This window comes from Sphaerobacter thermophilus DSM 20745 (genome assembly GCF_000024985.1).
Classification (GTDB): Bacteria; Chloroflexota; Chloroflexia; order Thermomicrobiales; family Thermomicrobiaceae; genus Sphaerobacter; species Sphaerobacter thermophilus.
Map to the genome: position 1 here is coordinate 200,304 of NC_013523.1, position 20,579 is coordinate 220,882.

General features: G+C 69.4%; 19 protein-coding genes. 10 read left to right on the plus strand and 9 right to left on the minus strand.

The genetic code is table 11. The annotated features are described in order from the left end of the window. Window positions 1-83 precede the first annotated feature (83 nt). Window positions 84-2,060: an AAA family ATPase gene (locus tag STHE_RS00880; RefSeq protein ID WP_012870666.1), complete on the plus strand. Its 1,977-nt coding sequence runs from the start codon at window positions 84-86 to the stop codon at window positions 2,058-2,060. Between the two features lie 140 nt (window positions 2,061-2,200). Here the strand turns inward: STHE_RS00880 and STHE_RS00885 are convergent, their stop codons facing one another. Genes STHE_RS00885 through STHE_RS00895 form a run of 3 tightly spaced genes read right to left on the minus strand, consistent with a single transcriptional unit; the run spans window position 2,201 to window position 4,712 of the window. Next, entirely contained in the window at window positions 2,201-2,533 is a 333-nt protein-coding gene (locus STHE_RS00885) for a hypothetical protein (protein WP_041398682.1), read from the minus strand. A gap of 53 nt (window positions 2,534-2,586) precedes the next feature. Next, window positions 2,587-4,020 (minus strand): sensor histidine kinase, encoded by a 1,434-nt coding sequence (locus tag STHE_RS17640; RefSeq protein WP_012870668.1) that lies wholly within the window; start codon window positions 4,018-4,020, stop codon window positions 2,587-2,589. Beyond that, complete coding sequence (locus tag STHE_RS00895) at window positions 4,017-4,712, minus strand: response regulator transcription factor (RefSeq protein ID WP_012870669.1); 696 nt, start codon at window positions 4,710-4,712, stop codon at window positions 4,017-4,019. Before STHE_RS00895 ends, STHE_RS17640 begins: the two co-directional genes overlap by 4 nt. Before the next feature lie 310 nt (window positions 4,713-5,022). Between STHE_RS00895 and STHE_RS00900 the strand changes: the two genes are divergently transcribed. From STHE_RS00900 to STHE_RS00940, 9 genes are all read left to right on the plus strand, one after another. Beyond that, entirely contained in the window at window positions 5,023-5,286 is a 264-nt protein-coding gene (locus STHE_RS00900) for an SHOCT domain-containing protein (RefSeq protein ID WP_012870670.1), read from the plus strand. Window positions 5,287-5,331: 45 nt separating this feature from the next. Beyond that, window positions 5,332-5,754 carry a DUF6220 domain-containing protein gene (locus STHE_RS00905; protein ID WP_012870671.1) on the plus strand — a complete coding sequence of 141 codons (423 nt, stop codon included), beginning with the start codon at window positions 5,332-5,334 and terminating at the stop codon, window positions 5,752-5,754. Window positions 5,755-5,829: 75 nt separating this feature from the next. After that, complete coding sequence (locus STHE_RS00910; RefSeq protein WP_012870672.1) at window positions 5,830-6,765, plus strand: ABC transporter ATP-binding protein; 936 nt, start codon at window positions 5,830-5,832, stop codon at window positions 6,763-6,765. After that, window positions 6,758-7,588: an ABC transporter permease gene (locus STHE_RS00915; RefSeq protein WP_012870673.1), complete on the plus strand. Its 831-nt coding sequence runs from the start codon at window positions 6,758-6,760 to the stop codon at window positions 7,586-7,588. The genes STHE_RS00910 and STHE_RS00915 overlap by 8 nt, the downstream gene beginning before the upstream one ends. Before the next feature lie 129 nt (window positions 7,589-7,717). Beyond that, entirely contained in the window at window positions 7,718-8,959 is a 1,242-nt protein-coding gene (locus tag STHE_RS00920; RefSeq protein WP_012870674.1) for a Zn-dependent hydrolase, read from the plus strand. Window positions 8,960-9,177: 218 nt separating this feature from the next. Beyond that, on the plus strand, window positions 9,178-11,436 hold the full coding sequence (locus STHE_RS00925; protein WP_012870675.1) for an MMPL family transporter: 2,259 nt from the start codon (window positions 9,178-9,180) through the stop codon (window positions 11,434-11,436). A gap of 145 nt (window positions 11,437-11,581) precedes the next feature. Next, window positions 11,582-12,856: an NAD(P)/FAD-dependent oxidoreductase gene (locus tag STHE_RS00930; RefSeq protein WP_012870676.1), complete on the plus strand. Its 1,275-nt coding sequence runs from the start codon at window positions 11,582-11,584 to the stop codon at window positions 12,854-12,856. A 202-nt stretch (window positions 12,857-13,058) separates the two neighbouring features. Next, entirely contained in the window at window positions 13,059-14,225 is a 1,167-nt protein-coding gene (solA, locus tag STHE_RS00935) for an N-methyl-L-tryptophan oxidase (protein WP_012870677.1), read from the plus strand. Between the two features lie 12 nt (window positions 14,226-14,237). Further along, window positions 14,238-15,089, plus strand: a complete 852-nt coding sequence (locus tag STHE_RS00940) for an oxygenase MpaB family protein (protein WP_012870678.1) — start codon at window positions 14,238-14,240, stop codon at window positions 15,087-15,089. 4 nt (window positions 15,090-15,093) lie between these two features. On the opposite strand, the gene STHE_RS00945 is transcribed toward STHE_RS00940, so the two are convergent. From STHE_RS00945 to STHE_RS00970, 6 genes are all read right to left on the minus strand, one after another. Continuing rightward, the gene (locus tag STHE_RS00945; protein ID WP_012870679.1) at window positions 15,094-15,726 is read right to left on the minus strand and encodes a hypothetical protein; all 633 of its coding nucleotides are present in this window, start codon (window positions 15,724-15,726) and stop codon (window positions 15,094-15,096) included. Window positions 15,727-16,046: 320 nt separating this feature from the next. Then, window positions 16,047-16,892, minus strand: coding sequence for a M55 family metallopeptidase (locus STHE_RS00950; RefSeq protein ID WP_012870680.1), 846 nt, complete (start codon window positions 16,890-16,892; stop codon window positions 16,047-16,049). Window positions 16,893-17,026: 134 nt separating this feature from the next. Next, window positions 17,027-17,638 (minus strand): antibiotic biosynthesis monooxygenase family protein, encoded by a 612-nt coding sequence (locus tag STHE_RS00955; protein ID WP_012870681.1) that lies wholly within the window; start codon window positions 17,636-17,638, stop codon window positions 17,027-17,029. 104 nt (window positions 17,639-17,742) lie between these two features. Further along, window positions 17,743-18,531 carry a PIN domain-containing protein gene (locus tag STHE_RS17645; RefSeq protein WP_012870682.1) on the minus strand — a complete coding sequence of 263 codons (789 nt, stop codon included), beginning with the start codon at window positions 18,529-18,531 and terminating at the stop codon, window positions 17,743-17,745. 163 nt (window positions 18,532-18,694) lie between these two features. After that, window positions 18,695-19,648, minus strand: coding sequence for an MBL fold metallo-hydrolase (locus tag STHE_RS00965; RefSeq protein ID WP_012870683.1), 954 nt, complete (start codon window positions 19,646-19,648; stop codon window positions 18,695-18,697). A gap of 70 nt (window positions 19,649-19,718) precedes the next feature. After that, window positions 19,719-20,525 (minus strand): MBL fold metallo-hydrolase, encoded by an 807-nt coding sequence (locus STHE_RS00970; RefSeq protein ID WP_012870684.1) that lies wholly within the window; start codon window positions 20,523-20,525, stop codon window positions 19,719-19,721. Window positions 20,526-20,579 lie beyond the last annotated feature (54 nt).

Here is a 20,579-nt window from a genome sequence, read left to right on the forward strand (position 1 = left end):
CCTTCCCGGCCGCATCCTATCACCCACCCCGCCATCGGCATGCCCGGCACGCGCGTTGCGGTCCGGGTAGGGCAAGGAGCAACATGGACATCCGCCGCATCTACGCTACCATCGAGCGCGACCTGGTCGGGCGCCGGACAGAGGCGCAGTTGATCCTCGCCGCCCTCGGGACAGGGCGCGATGTCCTCCTCGAAGGCCCGCCCGGCACGACCAAGTCGACCCTGCTACGCGCCATCTGCGCGGCCGCGGAGGTCCCCTTCTACTTCGTCGAGGGACATGCCGACCTCACTCCGGCCAAGATCCTGGGCCACCACAGCCCGGTCCGCGTGCTCCAGGAGGGCTACACCCCGGAGGGCTTCATCTACGGCCCCCTACCCCTCGCTATGCGCGACGGCGGCATCTTCTACATCGAGGAGTTCAACCGGGTGCCGGAGGACACGCTCAACACGCTGCTGACTGCCATGGCCGAGCGCGAGTTGAGCATCCCCCGCCTGGGCGTCGTGCGCGCCGCGCCCGCGTTCCGCCTCGTCGCCGCCATGAACCCCTTCGACAACATCGGGACGAACCGCCTGTCGGGCGCGGTGGCCGACCGCCTCTGCCGGGTCCACCTTGACTACCAATCGGCCGAGGAGGAGCGGGAGATCGTCGCCCGCCGCACCGGCACACCCGGCGGCTGGCTGGTCGATGTCGCGGTCGAGGTCGTCCAGCGCACGCGCCGGCACCCCGATCTGCGCATGGGGGCGTCGGTCCGCGGCGCGATCGACTTCGTGCTGGTGGCGGGGCAGCTCGCCGGGCTCCGCGGCGTGCGGATCAGCCCCGCGCCGGACGATGTCACCTCCCGCCAGCTCCTCGTCGCCGCCGCGCGCACCGCGCTGGCGATCAAGGTCGCGGTGCGCGAGTCGTCCCGTCGGAGTGCCGACAGCATCGTCGAAGAGATCGTGCTTGCGGTCCTGGACGGCCAGCCGGAGGCGCCCCGATATCCCGACCCAGGCGGGCCCGGCCGCCGCCCCGCAGACCACGAGTCTTCCATCCGCCCGGGTGCCGGGCGCGGCAGCGGCACCGGCCGAGCCACCAGCCGGCCGCCGGACCACCCCGTCGCCCCGAGCCACGTCAACACCACCGGCAGCGGGCGCGTCTACCTCGGCGACGAGGCCCTGGACGCCGCAGCCCGGCGATCCGCCAGCCAGCGGGCCGTTCGCGCTTTCGCCGAGCGCCACCCGCACGTCACCCGCGCGCTCCGCCGCTTGCCCGGGGTGCGGACCGCGCTCGAGACCTCCCTCGCCGACGGCCCGCCGCTGCCGCGCGAGATCCTGGGCGAGGTCCACCACCTCGCCGGTCACGCCGACCACCGCGCACTGGTCGACCGCATCGCCCGCGACGTGCTCGTGCGCATGGCCCAGCGCGACCTGGACCAACACCCCGGCCCCGGACGCCTCACCAGCACTCCCTACCGGGGCGAGGCGGCCGAGCTGGATCTCGACCGCTCGCTGGAGCGGGTGCTCGAACAGCCGGAGGTGACCGACGAGGACCTGGTGGTGATCGAGCGCCGACCGCGAAAGCGTGCCTACGCACTGATGCTCGACGTCTCCGGCTCGATGCAAGGCGCCGCCATCTACGAGGCCGCGCTGGCGTTGGCCGCCGTCGCCGTTCGGGTCGATCCGGACCCCTTCGCCGTCATCGCCTTCTGGCGCGACGCGGCAGTACTCAAACGGCTGGACGAGCCGGTCGACCTCGACCACCTGATCGACCGGGTACTGTCCCTTCCCGGGCGTGGGCTTACCAACCTGGCGCTCGGCCTGCGCGTCGGCCTGGACGAACTGTCCCGCGCCAGCACACAGGAGCGCGTCGGCCTCCTCTTCAGCGACGGTCTCCGCACGGCCGGACCGCCGCCGGACGCCTACGCCGCCGCCTTCCCGACCCTCCACGTGATCTCAACCGGCCGCTCCGAGCAATCCGCCACCGCCTGCCGCGAGCTGGCCGCGCTCGGCGACGGCCGCTACGCCGCCATCACCGGCCTCGCCAGCATCCCCACCGCCATCAGCGCGTGTCTGTATGGATAGGTGCAGGCGTGATGTAATCGGGCGAATTGGTCCAGTCCACGCCGCTGGTTTCGGGCCAGGGCTCACGGAGTCGGATGGAGACGATGGGTCAACGGCGGTGGTGCGTGCCCGGGGGTTTACCCCTTCTCTCCCGGACAGTTTCAGTAGCGCCAGCGACAGGTCCACTGCTGGTGGTGGTACCGAAAGGGGAGGGGCGGCAGCCGCTGGTGGTCCAGCAGCCAGGTCATCCAGCGTCGGCCCAGGCGCACCAGGCTGCAATCCCGCCGGTCGGTGCGGTCGAGGCGCCGCCGCTCCCCCCGTCGCACTACCTGCTGCCCGCGCAGATGGCTCCACCACAGGGCCAGGAACAGCGCCAGCGGCAGGCGGTTGAGTCGGTTGCGCGCGGTCCGCGTGCTCGCCTCGAGATTCCAGCCGCGAGTCGTGCCGTCCTGGGAGACGGCCTCGACCTGCTGCCGACGCCGATACTCCCGCACGCGCGGGGCCCGTCGGGCGGTCAGACACCACCCACCCAGGCACGGACCACGCACTACCCGTCCGTGGCCGCGCTGTCGCCGGGTGAGGTGGCGAGGGTGACGGGCGCGGTGGGTTGGCGCGGGTCGCGCGTAGGGTGCGGGAGGCGGCCGGTGAAGACGGCGCCGCCGGCCTGACCGTTGCCGGCCGAGAGGTCCCCACCGTGTGCCAGCAGGATGCGGCGGGCGATGGTGAGGCCGAGCCCGGCGCCGCCGGTGCGCCGGTTGCGCGATGTCTCGCCGCGGTAGAGCGGGGCGAAGAGGTTCGGCAGGTCGTGAGCCGGGATGCCCGGCCCGGTGTCGGCGATGGTGAAGATCACCCCGCTCGGCTCGGTACGGCAGGCCACGCGCACCTGGCCGCCACTCGGGGTGTAGCGCAGCGCGTTGTCCAGCAGGTTGCTCAGGGCGCGGGTCAGGAGGTGGGTGTCGCCCTGGACCCAGCAGGGCTCGGGCGGGATGGTCAGCGTGAGCTGCACCCCCTTGGTGTCGGCCTGCGGTCGGAATCCTTCCACCAGCCGGTCCAGGAGCGCGCCGAGGTCGAGCGGCTCCGGGTTCGGGGTCTGTTCCAGGTATTCCAGCCGGGTGAAGTCGAAGAGATCCCCGATCAGGCGCTCGAGCGTGGCGGCCTTCTCCTGGGCGACGGCGATGTAGCGTGCGCGCTTCTCCGGCGTGTCGTCGAGCCCTTTTTCCAGCCCCTCCAGGTAGCCGCGGAGGGCGAAGAGGGGGGTTCGCAGGTCGTGTACGACTGCGCCGATGAAGAGTCGGCGCTCGTGCTCGAACTCCGCCTGCTGTCGGAGCGAGGCGCGCAACTCGGCGCTCATCGACTCAAAGGCGGCGTTGACCTCGGCCACTTCGCGGACGCGCGAGGACGGGAGCCGAACGTCGAGGTCACCGGCCGCGACCTGCCGGGCCGCCTGGCTGGTGGCGGCCAGCGGGCGGACGACGGTGCGCCCGAGGAACCAGCCGATCCCGGCAAGCGTCAGCAGCAGGCTGATCAACCCGACGATTGGCACGGCCAGGAAGCGGGCCTCGGGTGGTCCGCCGTCCTGGCCGTTCCAGCCCACCCCGGAGTCTGAGTAGATGTATGCCACCCGTCTGGGCGTGCCGGGGTAGGCCACGCGCTCCACCCAGCGCTCCCGGACCTGCCCGCCGTCTCCGGCAAGGGGGTCGGGAGTACTGCGGTAGACCTCGCGGCCGTCCTCGACCAGGACGAAGTCGATCCCCATAGCCGCCAGGTCCGACCGGGTCGCGTCCTGCCAGGCAGGGTCGTGCCAGCGCGTCGTGCCCCGGCCGATCTGCTCCGTCGCGGTCGACAGGGGTTCCAGCGGGCCGCCCAGCACGTGGTAGACGACGATGCCGGTGATCACGACCGGAACGAAGAAGGTGGTGGCGAGCGCCAGCGCCAGCCAGCGCCGGAGCGGCAGGATCGGGCGGCGTTTGGACGCGCTCATGGGCGGGCCTCCCCGTCGAAGCGATAGCCAACGCCCCAGACCGTCACGATGTAGCGCGGGTTGGCCGGGTCTTCCTCGATCTTCTCCCGCAGTCGCCCGATGTGCACGGTGACGGTATGCCGGTCGCCGAACTCGCCCCAGAGCCGCTGGAAGAGCTGCTCGCGGGTGAAGACCTGGCGTGGGTGCTCGGCGAAGAGCTGGAGCAACTCGAACTCGCGCGCTGTCAGTTGCACCGGCTTGCCATCGACGCGGACCTCGTGCGCCTGCACGTCGATCACGAGCCGGCCGAAGTCGAGGACGGCGCGGGGTGCTGGCTCGCCGCGCCGGTAGCGGCGGAGGACTGCCTTGATGCGGGCGACGACTTCGCCGGGTGTAGCGGACTTGACGATGAAATCGTCGGCGCCGAGTCCCAGACCGCGGATCTTGTCATGGTCCTCCTGTCGGGCGGTGAGGAAGAGGACCGGCACATCCCGGTTCTCGCGGATGCGCCGCAGCACGTCATAGCCGGACGGGCCCGGCATCATCACGTCGAGCAGGACACAGTCAACCGGCTCGTGCTCCAGCGTGCGAAGCGCGGTCGGGCCGTCGTAGGCCGCCAGGACCGCATAGCCCTCGGCCTCCAGGAAGTCGCGCATCAGGGCGACGATGTCCTCCTCGTCGTCCACGATCAGCACGGTTGTCGGTCGCTCCATCGACGAACCCCATCCAGCAACGCACACCGGATCACGGCTGCTCGGTGCTAAGTATCGCCAATCCGATCCGCATCACACCAGGGCAGCAGCCCGGTCTGGAGGATGTCGTAACCGACCGTTGAGCGTTTGTTGAGGGTTGCGTGAACGGGGTGTTGACCTCGCCACCCTAACATCGGGGATGGGCAGCGACGCACGCCCTGACGGCGCAAGAACCCGGCTTCGTGGGGAGCGACGTTGCCACGGCCCAATGGATAGGCGTGGCGGACGCCGGCGCGATCCGCGGCGCGGATGGACGACTTGGAGGGACGTAATGAACGAGATCGTACTCGCGGTGCCGGTGCTGGCTTCGGTGGGCGGCGGCTGGGGCCCGGGCGGGCCGTGGTGGATCTTTGGTCCGCTCATGCTGCTGTTCTGGGTTGCCCTGGCGGCGACGGTGGTCTGGCTGATCGTGCGTCGCACGCGGCCGGCGGAGCCGACGGCCAACGACCGGGCGCGTGGGATCCTGGCGGAGCGGTTCGCCCGCGGTGAACTGTCGGCCGAGGAGTACCGAGAGCGGTTGGAGCAGCTTCAGTAAGTCGTGGTGGCGGCGCTGACCGCTCTAGGAGAAGGGGGATCAACGATGCAGATGGCACTCGCGCGAGCGCACCAGATCGTCGCGTGGTTCACCGTGGTAGGCATCCTGCTCCAGATCTACCTCGCAGGCGGTGGGTCCTTCGGTGCAGTGAGCTACGACTTGCACCGCGCGTGGGGGAACCTCCTGGGCCTACCGATCCTGGTGCTGCCGATCCTCGCGCTCGCGGGTCGCATCGGCCGGCGTGGGATTGGCCTGACGATGCTCTTGCTTGGGCTCTACATCGTGCAGATGGCACTACCGAGCCTGCGCGTGGGCCTGCCCTACATCGCGGCCTTCCATGTGCTTAACGCTACTGCACTGGTCGGAGTCGCGGCTGCGACCGGACGCGCCTCCGGAGCCGCGATTGCGGCACGGCGGCGCACACCCGTGCTCACGACCACGTCGGCAGGGTCGGAGCACGGCGCCTGATGCCGAGCTAATCATCGACTCGGGCCCCTCGCCGTGATCGTCACGGCGGGGGCACGGAAGGAGAACTGGACGGCCATGACGATGGACTTTGCAATCGAGACCGATGGCCTGACCAAGCGCTACAGCGAGCACATCCTGGCAGTCGACGGGGTGACGCTGCGTGTGCGGCGCGGGGAGGTCTACGGCTTCGTCGGCCCGAACGGCGCCGGAAAGACGACCACGATGCGGATGCTGGTCGGCCTCATCCGGCCGAGCGCCGGGCAGGCTCGCGTGCTGGGCAAGCCCCCCGGCTCGCCTGACTCGCTGGCGCGCGTCGGCGCGATGATCGAGGCCCCGGGGTTCTATCCGTTTCTGAGCGGACGGGACAACCTGCGGGTCATGGCTCGCCACGCCGGGGTGCCGGAGAAGCGGCTCGATGCGGTTCTGGAGCAGGTGGGCCTGGCCGACCGTGCGGGCGATCCATTCGGCACCTACTCGATGGGGATGAAGCAGCGGCTCGGCCTGGCGGCCGCCCTGCTCAAGGACCCGGAGCTGCTGATCCTGGACGAGCCGACCAGCGGCCTCGACCCCGAAGGGATCGCCGAGATGCGCGACTTCGTGCGCCAGTTGACGCAGGGGGAGCGCACCGTGTTCCTGTCCAGCCACCTGATGACCGAGGTCGAGCAGATCTGTGACCGGATCGGGATCATCCGGCGCGGCCGGTTGGTGGCCGAGGGCACGCTCGACGAGCTGCGCGGTCAGCCGGAACTGCACCTGCGGGCGACGCCGATCGATCGGGCGCGCCGGATGGTGGAGTCGCTCCCCTACGTCGAGCGTCTGATCGCTGACGACGGGAAGCTGGTCCTGACGATGGACTTGCAGCGGGCTGGGGAGCTCAACCGCCAGCTCGTCAGCGCCGACGTGGAAGTCACCGAACTGACCCCGGCCCGCACCTCGCTGGAAGAGGTCTACTTTGACCTCGTCCAGGCGGAGCAAGCGGGCGATGTGGAGGGGGATACCTACCGTGGGTAGTCTATCGGCCGAACTGTTGCTGCTGCGGCGCCGCGCGGCGAACTGGATCTTGCTGGCGATCGCCGTGCTGCTGACGCTCTTCTTCGCCTACGTGCTGCCGTACTACGCCTACGTGAGTGACTCGGGCGCTCCAGGGTTCCGCACCGAACTCTCGGCGCTGCTCCCGGAGGGCTTCGTCGCGACGCTGGCCTCGGGCTTTCCGTTCTATATCGGCATCCTCGGGCTGATTCTGGGTGTGCTGGTGTTCGGCAGTGAGTACGGGTGGGCCACGCTGAAGACGACCCTGATGCAGCGGCCGGGGCGGATACGCTGGCTGCTGGCCAAGCTGGGTGCGCTGGCGATCGCCCTGGTCGTCGCCACCGTCGCTGTCTACGCGGCGGGCGCGCTCTTCAGCGTCGGGGTGGCCCTCTGGGAGGGCGCGGCGATTTCCTGGCCGTCGGCCGGGGAGATCCTGCGCGGCATGGGTGCCGGCTGGCTGATTCTGGCGCTCTGGACCCTGCTTGGCGTGCTGCTGGCCGTCCTGTCGCGCGGCACGGCGCTGGCTCTCGGGCTCGGCATCATGTACGGCCTGGTCGTGGAGGGGCTGGTCAGCGGCTTCGGCAACAGCATCGCGCTTCTGCACGATCTGTCGCTGGCGTTCCTGCGCACCAACGCCTATTCCCTGGTGGCGCCGCTCACCGGGCAGAGCTCCGATGCGGGCGGCCCAGGTGCGTTCAGCGGTCCGTTTGTCGATCCCTGGCAGGCACTGGTGGTCATTGCCGGATACATCGTGCTCTTCGGTGGTATCTCGGCGTTGCTCCTGTACCGCCGCGACGTGACATGACATAAGTCCCCGCGTCGCTGTACCGCGCCCCGGTCCAGATCGGACCGGGGCGCGGTGCTGTTCTGGCGTTATCATGGTGGCGTGTTGTTGCGGCAGTCGGACCGGGACATCCCTGGGGGAGGTGCGGCGATGGCGACGCAGGAGCGGCTCTGGATCGATCCGGCGGAGGTCGAGCGGTACGTGCTGGAGCTGGCCCAGCACGGTGGTGACGGGACCGGTGTGCGCCGACTGGTCTACTCGCCGGAGTGGGTGGCGGCACAGGACCTCGTCGCCCGCTGGTGCGAGGAGGCCGGGATGGAGGTGCGCCGCGACGCGGTCGGCAACGTCTGGGGGCGGTTGGAGGGGACCGAAGGCGGACCGTCGATCGCGACCGGCTCTCACATCGACTCGCAGAACCCCGGCGGGCGCTACGACGGCGCACTGGGTGTCATCGCCGGCATCCTGGCCGTGCGGGCGGTGCGCGAGCGCTACGGGCGCCCGCGGCGCACGATTGAGGTCGTCTCGCTCTGTGAGGAGGAGTCGAGCCGCTTCCCGTCGGCCGCGTTCTGGGGTTCGCGGGCCATCACCGGCCGGAGCACGCCTGAGGATGCGGAAAACATGCGCGGCTACGGCGGCGAGACGATGGCGGAGGCGATGCGCGCGGTGGGGCTCGACCCGGCCCGCATCCCTGAGGCGCGACGGAACGACATCGAGACCTGGATCGAGCTGCACGTCGAGCAGGGGCCGATCCTGGAGCAGGCGGGTCTGCCGGTGGCGATCGTGAACGGCCTGCCGAGCATCCGGCACTACGTGGTCCGGGTTGACGGCCGCTCCGACCATGCCGGGGCGATGCCGATGGACCTGCGGCGCGACCCGATGGCGGGGGCGGCCGAGATGATCTCGGGTGTCATCGGCACCGCGCTGCAGATGGGCCGGCCCGCCGTCACCACCGTCGGCCGTATGCTGGTCGAGCCGAACTTCCCGGCCATCGTGCCCGAGCGCGTCACCTTCACCATCGACGCGCGCCACGCCGACCCTGCGCAGCGTGATCGGCTCTACGCGGCCCACGAGGCACTGCTCCGCGAGGTGGCCGAGCGGCGGGGACTGAATGTGTCATGGGAGATCACGGCCGACCTGCCGCCCTGCCCGGCGGATCCTGACCTCGTGCGTCTGCTGGAGGAAGTGGCAGCGGAGCAGGGTATCCCGACGATGACGATGCCGAGCGGGGCGGTGCACGACACCCAGCGCATGGCCGAGATCGCCAAGGTGGCGATGATCTTCGTGCAGAGCAAGGATGGCCGCAGCCACACACCGGCCGAGTACACCGCACCTGAGCACGCCGCCGCGGGTATCCAGGTTCTCGCCGCGGCGCTCCACCGGTTGGCATACTGAAAGAGGGCGCGGCGCTGACGGAATTGAAATCCAGGAGAACCGCCGCCGCGCGCTGAGCCGCCCGTTGGTGGCGTCGCACGTGCAACGGTTGCCCGGCGCTCAGCGGGGAGGCCAGCCCGCCCCCCGCTTCGCCCCAGGTGGCACGGGGCAGCGAGTGACGTTCCGCGGGCGCACAGTGCTGACAACGGTATTGCCTCCGTAGGGAGTGAGTGGTCGGGATGTTCCTCCGCTGGGGATACTTTGTGGCGCGGCACCGTGTGGCGGTCATGCTCCTCTCGCTGGTTCTGCTCCTGTTGATGGTGCCGCTGATCCCCAGCGGCCTCGACCGTCTCTCGGCCGAGGGCTGGGAGGATCCCGCTGCGGAGTCATCGGTCGTCGCGCGGAACCTCGGAGACCACTTCGGTGAAGGGGGTTCCGTCTTCTGGATCATCTTCTCGTCGGACACCCTCCAGGCGACCGATCCGGCCTTCCAGGCCGAGGTGCAGCAGGCAATCGCGCCGCTGGCTGATCGCCCCGAGATCATCAGCATCGTCGGCTACGCCAATACCGGGTCAGAGCAGTTCATCTCCGCGGACGGTCGCAAGACCTACGTGCTGATCAACAGCAGCACGCGCCAGGGGAACGCGGGCGAGGACCTCGAGGAGTACCGCCGCCTGGTGCAGACCCCGACGCTCGATCACATCTGGGGCGGGTGGGACGCGGCTTATCAGTCGTTCACGACGCAGGCCCAGAATGATCTGCGGCGGCAGGAGATCGTCTCGCTGCCGATCACGCTGGTCGTGCTCGTGCTCGTCTTCGGCTCACTGGTCGCCGCCGGGCTGCCTCTGCTAGTAGGCATCTTGTCGATCCCGGCGGCGCTCGGCGCGATCTCCGTGATGGCGCACCTGACCGAAACGAGCGTCTACGTGCTCAACATCGCCACCATCCTCGGGCTGGCGGTCAGCATCGACTACTCGCTCTTCATCGTCAGCCGTTTCCGGGAGGAGTTGAGCCGTCGGGATACGCCGGATGCGTTGGCGATCACGCTTGCCTCGGCCGGGAAGGCGGTCTTCTTCTCGGGCATGATCGTCGCGGTCGGGCTCATCGCTCTCACGATCTTCCCCATGTACGCGCTGCGCTCCCTCGGCATCGGCGGCTCGTTGGTCGTCGCCCTCGCGGTCTTCTATGCGCTGACCTTCCTCCCGGCGTTGTTGAGCTTGCTCGGCCCGCGGATCGATCGGCTGGCGGTGCGGGGGATGGCGGCTGACCACGGGCAGGCTGAGGGCCTATGGGGCCGACTGGCCGGGATGGTGATGCGCCGGCCGTTCATGGTCCTGGTGCCGGTGCTCGCGGTGCTGATCCTGGCCGGGGTGCCCTTCCTCAACGTCAACTTCGGCACGCCCGGAATGGACACACTCCCGCCTGATGACGAGACGCGCGTGGCCTACGACACGCTCCGTACCGAGTTCGCTTTCCCGGAGGTGTCGCCGATCGAGGTGCTGCTCTACCCCGGTTCGGGGCAGATGACCGATCCGGAAAACATCGCGGCTCTGGCCCAGACGGTCGAGCGCGTGGCCGCGCTCCCCGGCGTGGAGTCGGTGGAGAGCATCTTCGATCTGACGCCCAATGGCACCGCGTCCGGTCCGGAGGAGTTGGCCGCCGTGCTCCAGTCGAGCGATCCGGCGGTCGCGGGGCGGGCGTATGGGCTCCTGAACCCCACGGGTGCCCGCCTGCGCGTCGACGCGGCGGCCGCACCCGAGAGCCAGGAGGCCAAGGATCTGGTGTACCGCCTGCGCGACTTCGGTGCGTCCGAGACCGGCGGCCTGGAGATGCTGGTCGGCGGGGCCAGTGCGGTCAATGCCGATATGGTGGACAGCATCGTCGAGCGCATCCCCTACGCGCTCGGGTTCATCGCGGTCGCTACCTATGTGGTGCTCTGCCTGCTGCTCGGCTCGCTCTTCCTGCCGTTCAAGGCGATCGTGATGGCCGCGCTCTCGATCACCGCTTCGTTCGGCGCGCTCGTCTGGGTCTTCCAGGACGGGCATCTCAGCGGCCTGCTCGGCTTCGAACCGACCGGCTACATCGTCCCGATGGTGCCGGTCATGATGTTCTGCATCCTGTTTGGGCTGTCGATGGACTACGAGGTTCTGATGCTGTCGCGGATGCAGGAAGAGTATGAGAAAGACCGCAACAACACGCGGGCTGTGGCCGTCGGGCTGGAGCGCACCGGCCGGGTGATCACCAGTGCGGCGATCGTCATGATCACCGTCTTCGGGGCGGCGGTGGTCGACCGGCTGCTGATCCTGCAGTCGCTGGGCGTGGGCATGGCGCTGGCCATCTTCATCGACGCGACGATCGTGCGAGCGCTGCTGGTCCCGGCCACGATGCGGGTCATGGGGTCGATCAACTGGTGGGCTCCGTCCTGGCTCCGGCGCCTGCAGGACCGCCTTGGGGTCGGCGAGGCGGCGCCCGAGCCGTTGGAGCAGGCAGCGCGCTAACGTGGTCTGGGACACCCACGCCACAATCCCCCGAGGTCTGATACATTTCCTGATCAGTGTGGCGCTGGCCCTGCCGGGCGCTGAGGGACACGTCCGGCGGGTGTTGTCCTGCGCCGGAAAGAGCCGCAGAGGGGAGTAACGTATCGTGAGCAAGGCAGTCATCGTTGGGGGTGGGGTGATCGGCCTGCTCAGCGCCTACGAGTTGGCGCGGCGCGGGGTTTCGGTCACCCTTCTGGACCAGGGTGACTTCGGAGCGGCGTGCTCGACCGGTAACGCGGGCTGGATCACGCCCTCGCTTTCTGGTCCGGTACCGGCGCCTGGCCTGGTCGGGACCTCACTCCGTTGGATGCTGAGCCGCGATAGCCCGCTGTATATCCGCCCCAGCGCTGTGCCGCGCCTGGCTCCCTGGCTGTTCGAGTTCTGGCGCCACTGCAACCCCCGCGACTACGAGGCGGGCCTGCACGCCACCGCCGAACTCGGCCGGCACACCTTCGAGCTCTTCGATAAGCTCTCGGAGCACATGGACTTCGAGATGCACAAGGCCGGCATGCTCTTCGTCTGCCTGAAGCAGGAGAGCGTCAAGCACATCGTGGACGATGTCGAGGCCATGCGCGACTACGGCTACGACTCGCCGACCATCCTCTCGCCCAAGGAGTTGCGCGAGTTCGAGCCCGGCATCTCCGGCCCGCTCGAGGCCGCCGTCTGGGTCAAGGAAGACCGGCACATCCGGCCGGAGTCGCTGATGCGCGGTGCCGTGGCCTGGCTCCAGGCGAACGGGGTGGAGCTGCGCCCCGGCGTTGAGGTGACCGGCTTCCGGCGGCGTGGGCGGCAGATCACCGCGGTCGAGACGCGCGTCGGCTCGTTTGAGGCGGATCAGGTCCTGATCGCGGCGGGCGCCTGGACCGGCCGGGTGGCGGCGAAGGCGGGGGTGCGCATCCCGATGACGGCCGGCAAGGGCTACAACGTGACGGTGCAGAACTCCAAGGTGAGTCTGCAGCACCCGCTCTACCTGGTCGATGTGCGAGTCGCGGTGAGTCCGTACAAAGGCGCGCTCCGCATCGCCGGGACGATGGAGCTGTCCGGCCTCAACACCATCCTCGACACGCCGCGCGTCGATGCGCTGCGGCGCGGCGCCAACCGCTACATCTCCGGCTGGGACCAGGGCACGGCGCAGACCTCGTGGGTCGGCATGCGCCCGATGATGCCGGACGGGTTGCTGGCGTTGGGGTCGGTGCCGCAGTACGACAACCTGTTCGTTGCCAGCGGCCACGCCATGATGGGCATCTCGCTCGGGCCGTCGACCGCGGTAACGATTGCGGAGTACATGACGACCGGCAAGTCGCCGGTGGACCTGACGCCGTTCAACCCGGTCCGGTTCGACCAGTCGTTCACCGGGCGGCTGGCCGGCCGCCTGTCGTAGGACGGGATAGCCTGCGGAGACACTGCCGGGCGGAGCCGCGCCCGGGGTGAGAGCCGCCGGGCTGATGAACAGCCACGAAAGGGGCTGGAGATACGTTCGCGTTCCAGTCCCTTTCGTGGATTTCCCGTATACAGCCTGCCGGCTATGGCCCCAGGTCCGGACCACGGCGTCGGTCTGGTAACACGCGTGAGGGAGGCGAGTGATGGCAGCGCAGCGGTACGACTCGATCGTCGTGGGGCTGGGCGGCATGGGCAGTGCCGCGCTCTATCACCTCGCCCGGCGCGGTGACCGGGTGCTGGGGTTGGAGCAGTTCGACATTCCCCACGCGATGGGCTCCTCCCACGGGGTCACCCGCATCATTCGCCTCGCCTACTTCGAGCACCCGTCCTACGTGCCACTCCTCCGGCGCGCCTATGAGCTGTGGCGTGAGCTGGAAACCCGCGCCGGGGAACCGCTGCTCATCATTACCGGCTCGATCGACGCCGGTCCCGAGGACGGCACGGTCGTGCCGGGGGCGCTCCGCTCCTGTGCCGAGCACGACCTGCCGCACGAGGTCCTCTCCGCTGCCGAACTCCACCGGCGCTTCCCCGGTTATTGCCTCCCGGACGACATCCAGGCCGTGTTCCAGCCGGAGGGCGGCTTCCTTCGCTCCGAGCAGTGCATCGTGGCGCACGTGATGGCCGCGGCGGCGCACGGCGCCGAGGTGCATGGCCGGGAACCGGTAACGGCGTGGGAGGCTCTGCCGGGCGGCGCGGTGCGGGTCCGCACCGCGCGCGGAACGTACGAGGCCGAACGGCTGGTGCTCACGGCCGGTGCCTGGGCCAGCCGGCTCGTCAAGGAGCTGCAGGGGCTGGCCGTGCCCGAGCGGCAGGTTCTGATCTGGATGCAGCCGCGCCGGCCGGAACTCTTCACCCCGGAGCGCTTCCCGGTCTTCAACATGGAGGTTCCGGAGGGGCACTTCTACGGCTTCCCCGTCTACGGCATCCCGGGGTTCAAATTCGGCCTCTATCACCACCTCGGAGAGGTGGTCGATCCCAACACCATGGACCGCGAGGCATTCACCCCGCGTGACGAGGAAGTGCTGCGCAGCGCCGCGGAGCGCTACTTCCCCGACGCCGCCGGGCCGACCACGGCCCTCAAGGCCTGCATGTTCACCAACAGCCCGGACGAGCACTTCATCATCGATCACCACCCCGACTACCCGCAGGTCACCGTCGCGGCCGGCTTCTCCGGCCACGGGTACAAGTTCTGCAGCGTTGTTGGGGAGATCCTGGCCGACCTGTCGCGCGAGGGGACGACGCGCCACGACATCGGCCTGTTCCGGCTCGACCGCTTCGCCAACGCCGAACGACCAGCCCCGTCGGCCTAGAACGGACACGCGATGACCGCGCACACGGCCTCCGTCTCGCTCGACGATGCAGCCCGCGTCGTGCGGCGTGTCAACGCCGAGCGAGTGCTGCTGCTCGGCTGGGGACGCGCGATCCTGATGCAGCTAGCTCATCCGTTGGTCGCTGCCGGGGTCGACGACCACAGTCGCTTCCACCGCGAGCGCTACGGTGGCTTGCACCGGCTGCGGCGGACGCTCGATGCCATGCTGGCCCTGACCTTTGAGACCCCGGACGCGCCGCGCGCGGCGCGCCGCATCAACGCGACCCACGATCGAGTCCAGGGCACGCTCCGCGAGGGTACCCCGGCTTTCCCGGCGGGGACGCCCTACTCGGCGCACGATCCCGAACTGCTCCGCTGGGTCCACGCCACCCTGCTCGACTCGTTCCTCCTGACCTACCGGCGCTTCGTCGCGCCGCTGACCCCGGAGGAAGAGGACATCTACTGCTTCGGGGCGCATGTGATGGAGTCGGTGCTCGGGGCGCCGGAGGGCTACTTCCCCCGCAGCCGCGCCGAGGTCGACGCTTACCTGCAGGAGATGCTCGCTAGCGGCACGATCTACGTAACGGACACCGCGCGCCGCCTCAGCAAGCAGATCCTTTGGCCCGACGCGCCGCTCCCACTGCGCCCGGGTGGAATGGTGACCCGGCTGGTGACCATCGGGACGTTGCCACCCGCGATCCGTGATGGATACGGGTTGCGCTGGACGGAGCGGGACGAGCGGGCGCTGCGCCTCCTGGGCTGGGGAACCCGTCACGCCCTGCCACTGGTCCCGGCCCAGCTTCGCCTCTGGACCGTCGCCCGGCAGGCGCGGCCTGTGGGAGCTTCTCGCCCGGTTACCGGCTGAGCGATCAGGGCTGGGGCTGTACGTCGGCCGCGGCCGGCTCGACCTTCACCAGGAGAACCTCCCGGAGCACGTAGCCCGCAGTGGCGGTTATGGTCAGCATCTCCCCGCCATCCTCCACCATGCCGACGATCTCGTTGACCGTGGGATGTGTGATCAGGATATGCACCATATCGACCACGCCGCCGAAGAAGGCGAACAGCACCAGGAACCCGACGAGGTGGCGGCTCATCCTTCGGAAGGCGGCATTGCCCCGGGCATAGGCGAGCGCGAGCAGTGGGAGCAGGACCGCCGCCGCCAGGGCGTAGACCGTCATCTCGCCGAAGTCGATGTCGCGTAGGCCGAACATTGCGGTGAAACCGCGCTCGTGGGCGATACGCTCCCCCAGCTTCTCGTGCACCATAATCAGGTCATCGAATGCGATGTACCCGAAGACGACCGCCCAGGAGAGGTATGACACCGAGAAGCGCGACCAGGCCAGCCAGATCATCAGCAGCGCGATCCAGTATTCCTTGGCAACCTGGAAGGGCTCGGCCGCGCCGCGGTCGTAGGCGATGTTGAAGTACATATCGGGCAGGAAACGAGTGAAGACGTGGAGGCTGTGCAGGCCGATGAACAGCAGGTCGGTCGCAAGGAGCAAGACCAGAAACGTTGTTCACGCACGCTGGCACTGGTCGCGCGTCACATCCTCTCCTTCTCCGGTCGCACGACAAACCTGACCGGCACGGCGGGCGCGCCGTGCGGCGGGGCCGACGTTCGCTCCAGCCGGGGTCCCAGCGTGCACGATAGCATACCGGGCGTGCGGAGCCACAAGATCCCGAAGCAAGACAGTTGTGCCTGTGATCGGCTATTGCGGTTACGGCGTGCATGGGAGCACGGCCCGAGGCGACCGGGCCGTGCTCCCAGTACACGATGGCAATGGACGCCGATTCAGGGAGATGCTCCGCTCCGGTTGCGCGCCTAGCGCGCGGCGCCGGAGGCGGCAGCGATGATGAGTTGCCAGCGCCGGATCAAGTCCACGCCGTCTTCGGCGATGTACTGGAGCGAGGTGTCGCCCACGCGTTCGGTGCCGGGGACAAGCAGCGCCAGGTCGACCGCCTCGGCGTTGTCAAGCGTGATCGTCACCGGCAGCGGATAGTTCGGCGTGTAGGGGCGGATGCGGTCCTTGCGGCGCAGTCCCTCGGCTGCGCCCTCGGCGATGGCCTGACAGGCGCGGGATGGGTGCATGTGCCGGGCCGACGTGGTCCCAACGCCGTACTTGACGATCACGCCGACCACCTCGTCGCCCAGGAGTTCCTGAGTCTGCCGGACCGCCATCTCGTCGCCCGCGACCATGACGACCGGCACACCGAAGTGCCCGGCCACCGCGGCGTTCAACCCGTACTCTCCGACCGGGGTGTCGCCGAAGCGCACGTCGCGCACCCAGAGTGTCCAGGTATGGGCCAGGACGCCGTTCGGGGTCCCGGCGCGTGCGTGGTAGCCGGTGAACATCACCGCGTCGATCCCCTGGTCGATGCCGCACATCATGCCGAACGGCTTGCGGTTGCCGGAGATGAGCCAGGCGTCGGGGCTGAGGTCGCCGGGCCGCAGGTTGCGCATGCCGTCGTGGGAGTCGTTGACGATCACCTCGGTTGCCCCGGCGGCGCGGGCACCCTGAATCGCGGCGTTCACCTCGTTGACCATGAGCGTGCGCGCCCACTCGTACTCGGCCGGCGCCGGACGGCGCGCCAGGTCGGGCGGCGTGACTTGTTCCCAGATCGCCACTCCGGCGGTCCCCTCCATATCGGCCGAGATCAGAACTCGCATTGGTCCTCCTTCGTCAAACGTCAGACGTCACTCGTCGTGCGTCAATCGTCCCCTCACCCGGCCCCTCTCGGACGGAGCTCACCAGGGGAGAAGGGAGAATGACGTATGACGCATGACGGGTGACGTATCACATCTCACGGCAGGATCTCAAGTACATCCACGTGGAAGGTCTCGCGCACCGGGGGGTTGATGAGGAGGCGGGAGAGGTGCGAGAGGCGGGCACGGAGGTCGCCGCTGATCTGGCCACCCTCGAGGTCGGCCTCGCTGTCCCAGAGTGTGAGGGAGATGGCGCGGGCAGCGGTGGGGTTGATCAGCAGCAGGCCGGTGCCGAAGCCGCGCTCGCGGCGCGCGGCGGGAAGAACTTCGTCGCGGAAGGTCCCCACGAAGTCGTCGAGGAGCAGCGGGTTGACCTGGTACGAGAGCAGGCGCGCCTGCATCGCGTTGGGATGCGCGGCCTCCAGGGCGCGGACTGCGAGCGCCTCTTGCGTCGGCGGCGCGGCCAGCGCCGATGCCATGCGGGCGAGCTGCTGTTCCAGGTAGTCGCTCGCCTCGCCCGCGCGCATCATCGCTTCCGTGGTCCAGAGGGTGATGGTGACCATCTTGGCTGTCGCGGGGTCGGTCAGCACGATCAGGCCCTTGAAGCCCGGCTGCTGGTGCGCCGCGGGGAGCACGCCGTCCCGGCTGATCGCGGCGGCGGTGTCGAGCATATCCGGCTTGATCAGTGCCTGCATCATGCGGGCGTACATCGGCGACCTCCGGGGACGTCATACGTCATCCGTCATGCGTCATCCGTCCCCCTCACCCCCGTCCCACTCTCCCACCAGGGGAGAGGAGAAGGACGCATCACGCATCACTCCTCCAGGCCCCGCCGGCGGCGGTGGGCCATGAGCTCGGCCCAGATTTCGTCGGGCGGGGTGCTGGCGGTGTCGATGCTGCGCCCCAGGAACTGCTCCAGCTCCGCCTTGTTCTTGTACCCAAGGCGGCGAACTTCCGTCCAGAAGCTCGTCCAGTTGCGGTCAGGTCGTCCCGGCTCCGGGGAAGGCTCGCGGGTGCGGGCGGGTTCCGAGGCCGGCTCCGGTTCGGGCGCGGGTGCTGGTGCCGGTGCGGGCGGCTCGGTCGTGCGCGTTGCCTCCGGCTGGGGTTGGACGGTCTCGGGTGGCGGCACGAGACGTGGCCGCGGGCGGCGCGACGGCTCGGTGGGCGTGGCCGGGGGTTGGTGCTCGACCGGGGCGTCGGCCAGCGGCTGCGGGCTACCGGTCGAGTCCTCCTCCAGGTCGAAGTCGAGGGCGAACTGGGTGCCGTAGCCCAGCGCGGCCAGCGCGCGGCCGATGGCCTTGGTTTCGGCCTTCTCGATGAAGTCCTCCCAGTCGTCGCGCGTCTCGCTGCCGTAGCCGGTGGCGGCGCCACCGCCCGGGATCTCGACCAGCGCGCGGAAGACCGCCAGCGAATCGCTCAGCGTGACATGCTCGGTGGTGATCCGGGCATCTGGATGCTCGGTGCGCAGCCATGCGAGCCGCCACTTCACGTCGAGATATTCCGCCTCCTGGCCGCGCACGCGGATGCGCCGCAGGTGCGGCCGCGGGTCGAATGAGCGGGACGGCGGTGTGGCTTGTCCGTCGCTGCCTCGCGGTCGGCTCATGTCACGTCCTCCCCACCGGGTCGGTCCACCGGGCTGATCGTCGCCGCCTGCTGATGGTACGGACAGTATACGCCACAGACGCCACCGGCCAGTGCCGACCCGGCTGAGCGTGACGGCGCGGTGGGCAGGCAGGGCAATCGTAGTGACCGGAGCGAACAGGCGCCTACGCCTGGGACTGCGCCTGCGCTTCGCGGCGCTTTCGGACGTAGCGGGCAAGGCCGGCGAGCGAGACAGCGTAGGCGGTGGCGATTTCGTACGGCTTCAGCAGGTCGGCCCCGCCGTCGAGTGCCATGATCTCGGCGTCGCCGCGCTCGCGCAGTTCAGCCAGGGCGGCCTCCTGGTCCGCGCCGTCCGTCAGGCGCGCCTCGGCCCAGCCGACCCACTCGCCGAGCCGGTAGAGCAGATCGTCGAGGTGCCAGTCGGGATCGTCGTAGGCCCCGAAGTGGGTTGGCAGCAGGCGGCGCGGGCGCAGGGCTCGCAGCCGGGCGATGCTGGCGCGCCAGGCGGCGGGGTCGAACTCCGGCGGCACCGTTGGGGGCCGGACGTAGGGCGCGCGGTCGAGCCGGACACCGCCGACGTCGCCGGTGAAGACGTCGCCATTGGCTGCGTCGTAGTAGGCGAAGTGGTGGTTGGCGTGGCCGGGCGTGTCGAGCGCCGTCAGCTCCCGCCCACCGGCGCGGAACGTCTCGCCGTCCTGCAGCACCCGCACGCGGTCGGCCGGGACCGGGATCACCTCGCCCCAGAGGCGGTCCATGTCGTCGCCGTAGAGGCGGGCGGCGCTGGCGAGCAGCCGCGAGGGGTCGATCATGTGCTGTGCCCCGTTGGGGTGCACCAGGAGTTGCGCGTGCGGGATCTGCCGCAGCAGCACGCCGGATGCTCCGGCGTGGTCCAGGTGGATGTGTGTGACGGCGATCTGGGTGATCTGGTCCGGGGTGAAGCCGGCGGCTCGGATACCGGCCAGCAGCGTCTCGAGGGTGCTCGTCGCGCCCGTCTCGATCAGCGTCAGGCCGTCGTCACCGGCCAGCAGGTAGGAAGCAATGACTCCCGGGACGCCGAGGAAGTGGTGGTCGATGACCCAGAGCCCGGGGCCAAGCTGCTGTACCGTCGCGTCGGACATCGATTCCTCCCGGTCACTGAACGCCACACCGGATCGCTGCGGCCTATGGTAGCAGACGGGTGTCGGGCGCTCATTCGTCCCCGGTTCGGACGGTCAGCCCGTCGTACGCCAGCTCGACGTGCGGCGGGAGGAGCGCGCTGGTGGCGGCGTGCGACACGTCGTGCGTCATGTGGACCAGGTAGGCGCGGCGCGGCGCCACCTCCTCGATGACCGCCAGTGCCTCGTCGATGCTCAGATGGGTCGGGTGTGGCCGATGGCGCAGCGCGTTGATGACCAGGATGTCGGCGCCGCGCATTATCTCGAGCGAGGCCGGGGGGATGGTCTTCGCGTCGGTGACGTAGACGAGCGGGCCGAAGCGGAAGCCGTGTACCAGCCAGCGGCCGTGCCAGACCGGAATCGGCTGGATACGATGCCCGAACAGGGAGAATCCTCCGGTAAACTCGTGGAGCGTCAGGTCGGGCTTCCCCCCGTAGAACGGGAACTGGTCGACGAAGGCATAGGCGAAGCGCTCGCGCAGGGTGGCGGCGGTGTCGACGTGCGCGTAGACCGGCAGGTGGCGCTGGGCGAGCTCATTGAAGCGGCGCAGGTCGTCGAAGCCGCCGACGTGGTCGGCGTGGGCGTGGGTGAAGAGGACCGCATCGACCCGCCGCAACCCGACGGCTAGGGCCTGCAGCCGTAGCTCCGTCGCCGTGTCGATCAGGACGTGATAGCCGTGGAAGCGCACGACGGCGGAAGTACGGCTGCGCCGATCGCGGGGGTCGTCCGACGTGCAGACCGGACAGGAGCAGCCGATGATCGGGATGCCGTTGGAGGTTCCCGTCCCGAGGAATGTCAACTCCACGGTTCCGAAGGACTGCTGCTCCCACTCGTCGTGCATGAATCCCGACTCCCGCTGTGCGATCGACCGGCGCGCTCCTGTACGAACATCACA

Bases quoted from the DNA above. Each gene is read 5' to 3' on its own strand.
- STHE_RS00905 (WP_012870671.1), top strand. From the start codon at position 5,332: ATGCAGATGGCACTCGCGCGAGCGCACCAGATCGTCGCGTGGTTCACC.
- STHE_RS00900 (WP_012870670.1), top strand. From the start codon at position 5,023: ATGAACGAGATCGTACTCGCGGTGCCGGTGCTGGCTTCGGTGGGCGGC.
- STHE_RS00895 (WP_012870669.1), bottom strand. From the start codon at position 4,712: ATGGAGCGACCGACAACCGTGCTGATCGTGGACGACGAGGAGGACATC.
- STHE_RS00965 (WP_012870683.1), bottom strand. From the start codon at position 19,648: ATGTCCGACGCGACGGTACAGCAGCTTGGCCCCGGGCTCTGGGTCATC.
- STHE_RS17645 (WP_012870682.1), bottom strand. From the start codon at position 18,531: ATGAGCCGACCGCGAGGCAGCGACGGACAAGCCACACCGCCGTCCCGC.
- STHE_RS00940 (WP_012870678.1), top strand. From the start codon at position 14,238: ATGACCGCGCACACGGCCTCCGTCTCGCTCGACGATGCAGCCCGCGTC.
- STHE_RS00970 (WP_012870684.1), bottom strand. From the start codon at position 20,525: ATGCACGACGAGTGGGAGCAGCAGTCCTTCGGAACCGTGGAGTTGACA.
- STHE_RS00950 (WP_012870680.1), bottom strand. From the start codon at position 16,892: ATGCGAGTTCTGATCTCGGCCGATATGGAGGGGACCGCCGGAGTGGCG.
- STHE_RS00920 (WP_012870674.1), top strand. From the start codon at position 7,718: ATGGCGACGCAGGAGCGGCTCTGGATCGATCCGGCGGAGGTCGAGCGG.
- STHE_RS17640 (WP_012870668.1), bottom strand. From the start codon at position 4,020: ATGAGCGCGTCCAAACGCCGCCCGATCCTGCCGCTCCGGCGCTGGCTG.
- STHE_RS00880 (WP_012870666.1), top strand. From the start codon at position 84: ATGGACATCCGCCGCATCTACGCTACCATCGAGCGCGACCTGGTCGGG.
- STHE_RS00955 (WP_012870681.1), bottom strand. From the start codon at position 17,638: ATGTACGCCCGCATGATGCAGGCACTGATCAAGCCGGATATGCTCGAC.
- solA (WP_012870677.1), top strand. From the start codon at position 13,059: ATGGCAGCGCAGCGGTACGACTCGATCGTCGTGGGGCTGGGCGGCATG.
- STHE_RS00925 (WP_012870675.1), top strand. From the start codon at position 9,178: ATGTTCCTCCGCTGGGGATACTTTGTGGCGCGGCACCGTGTGGCGGTC.
- STHE_RS00910 (WP_012870672.1), top strand. From the start codon at position 5,830: ATGACGATGGACTTTGCAATCGAGACCGATGGCCTGACCAAGCGCTAC.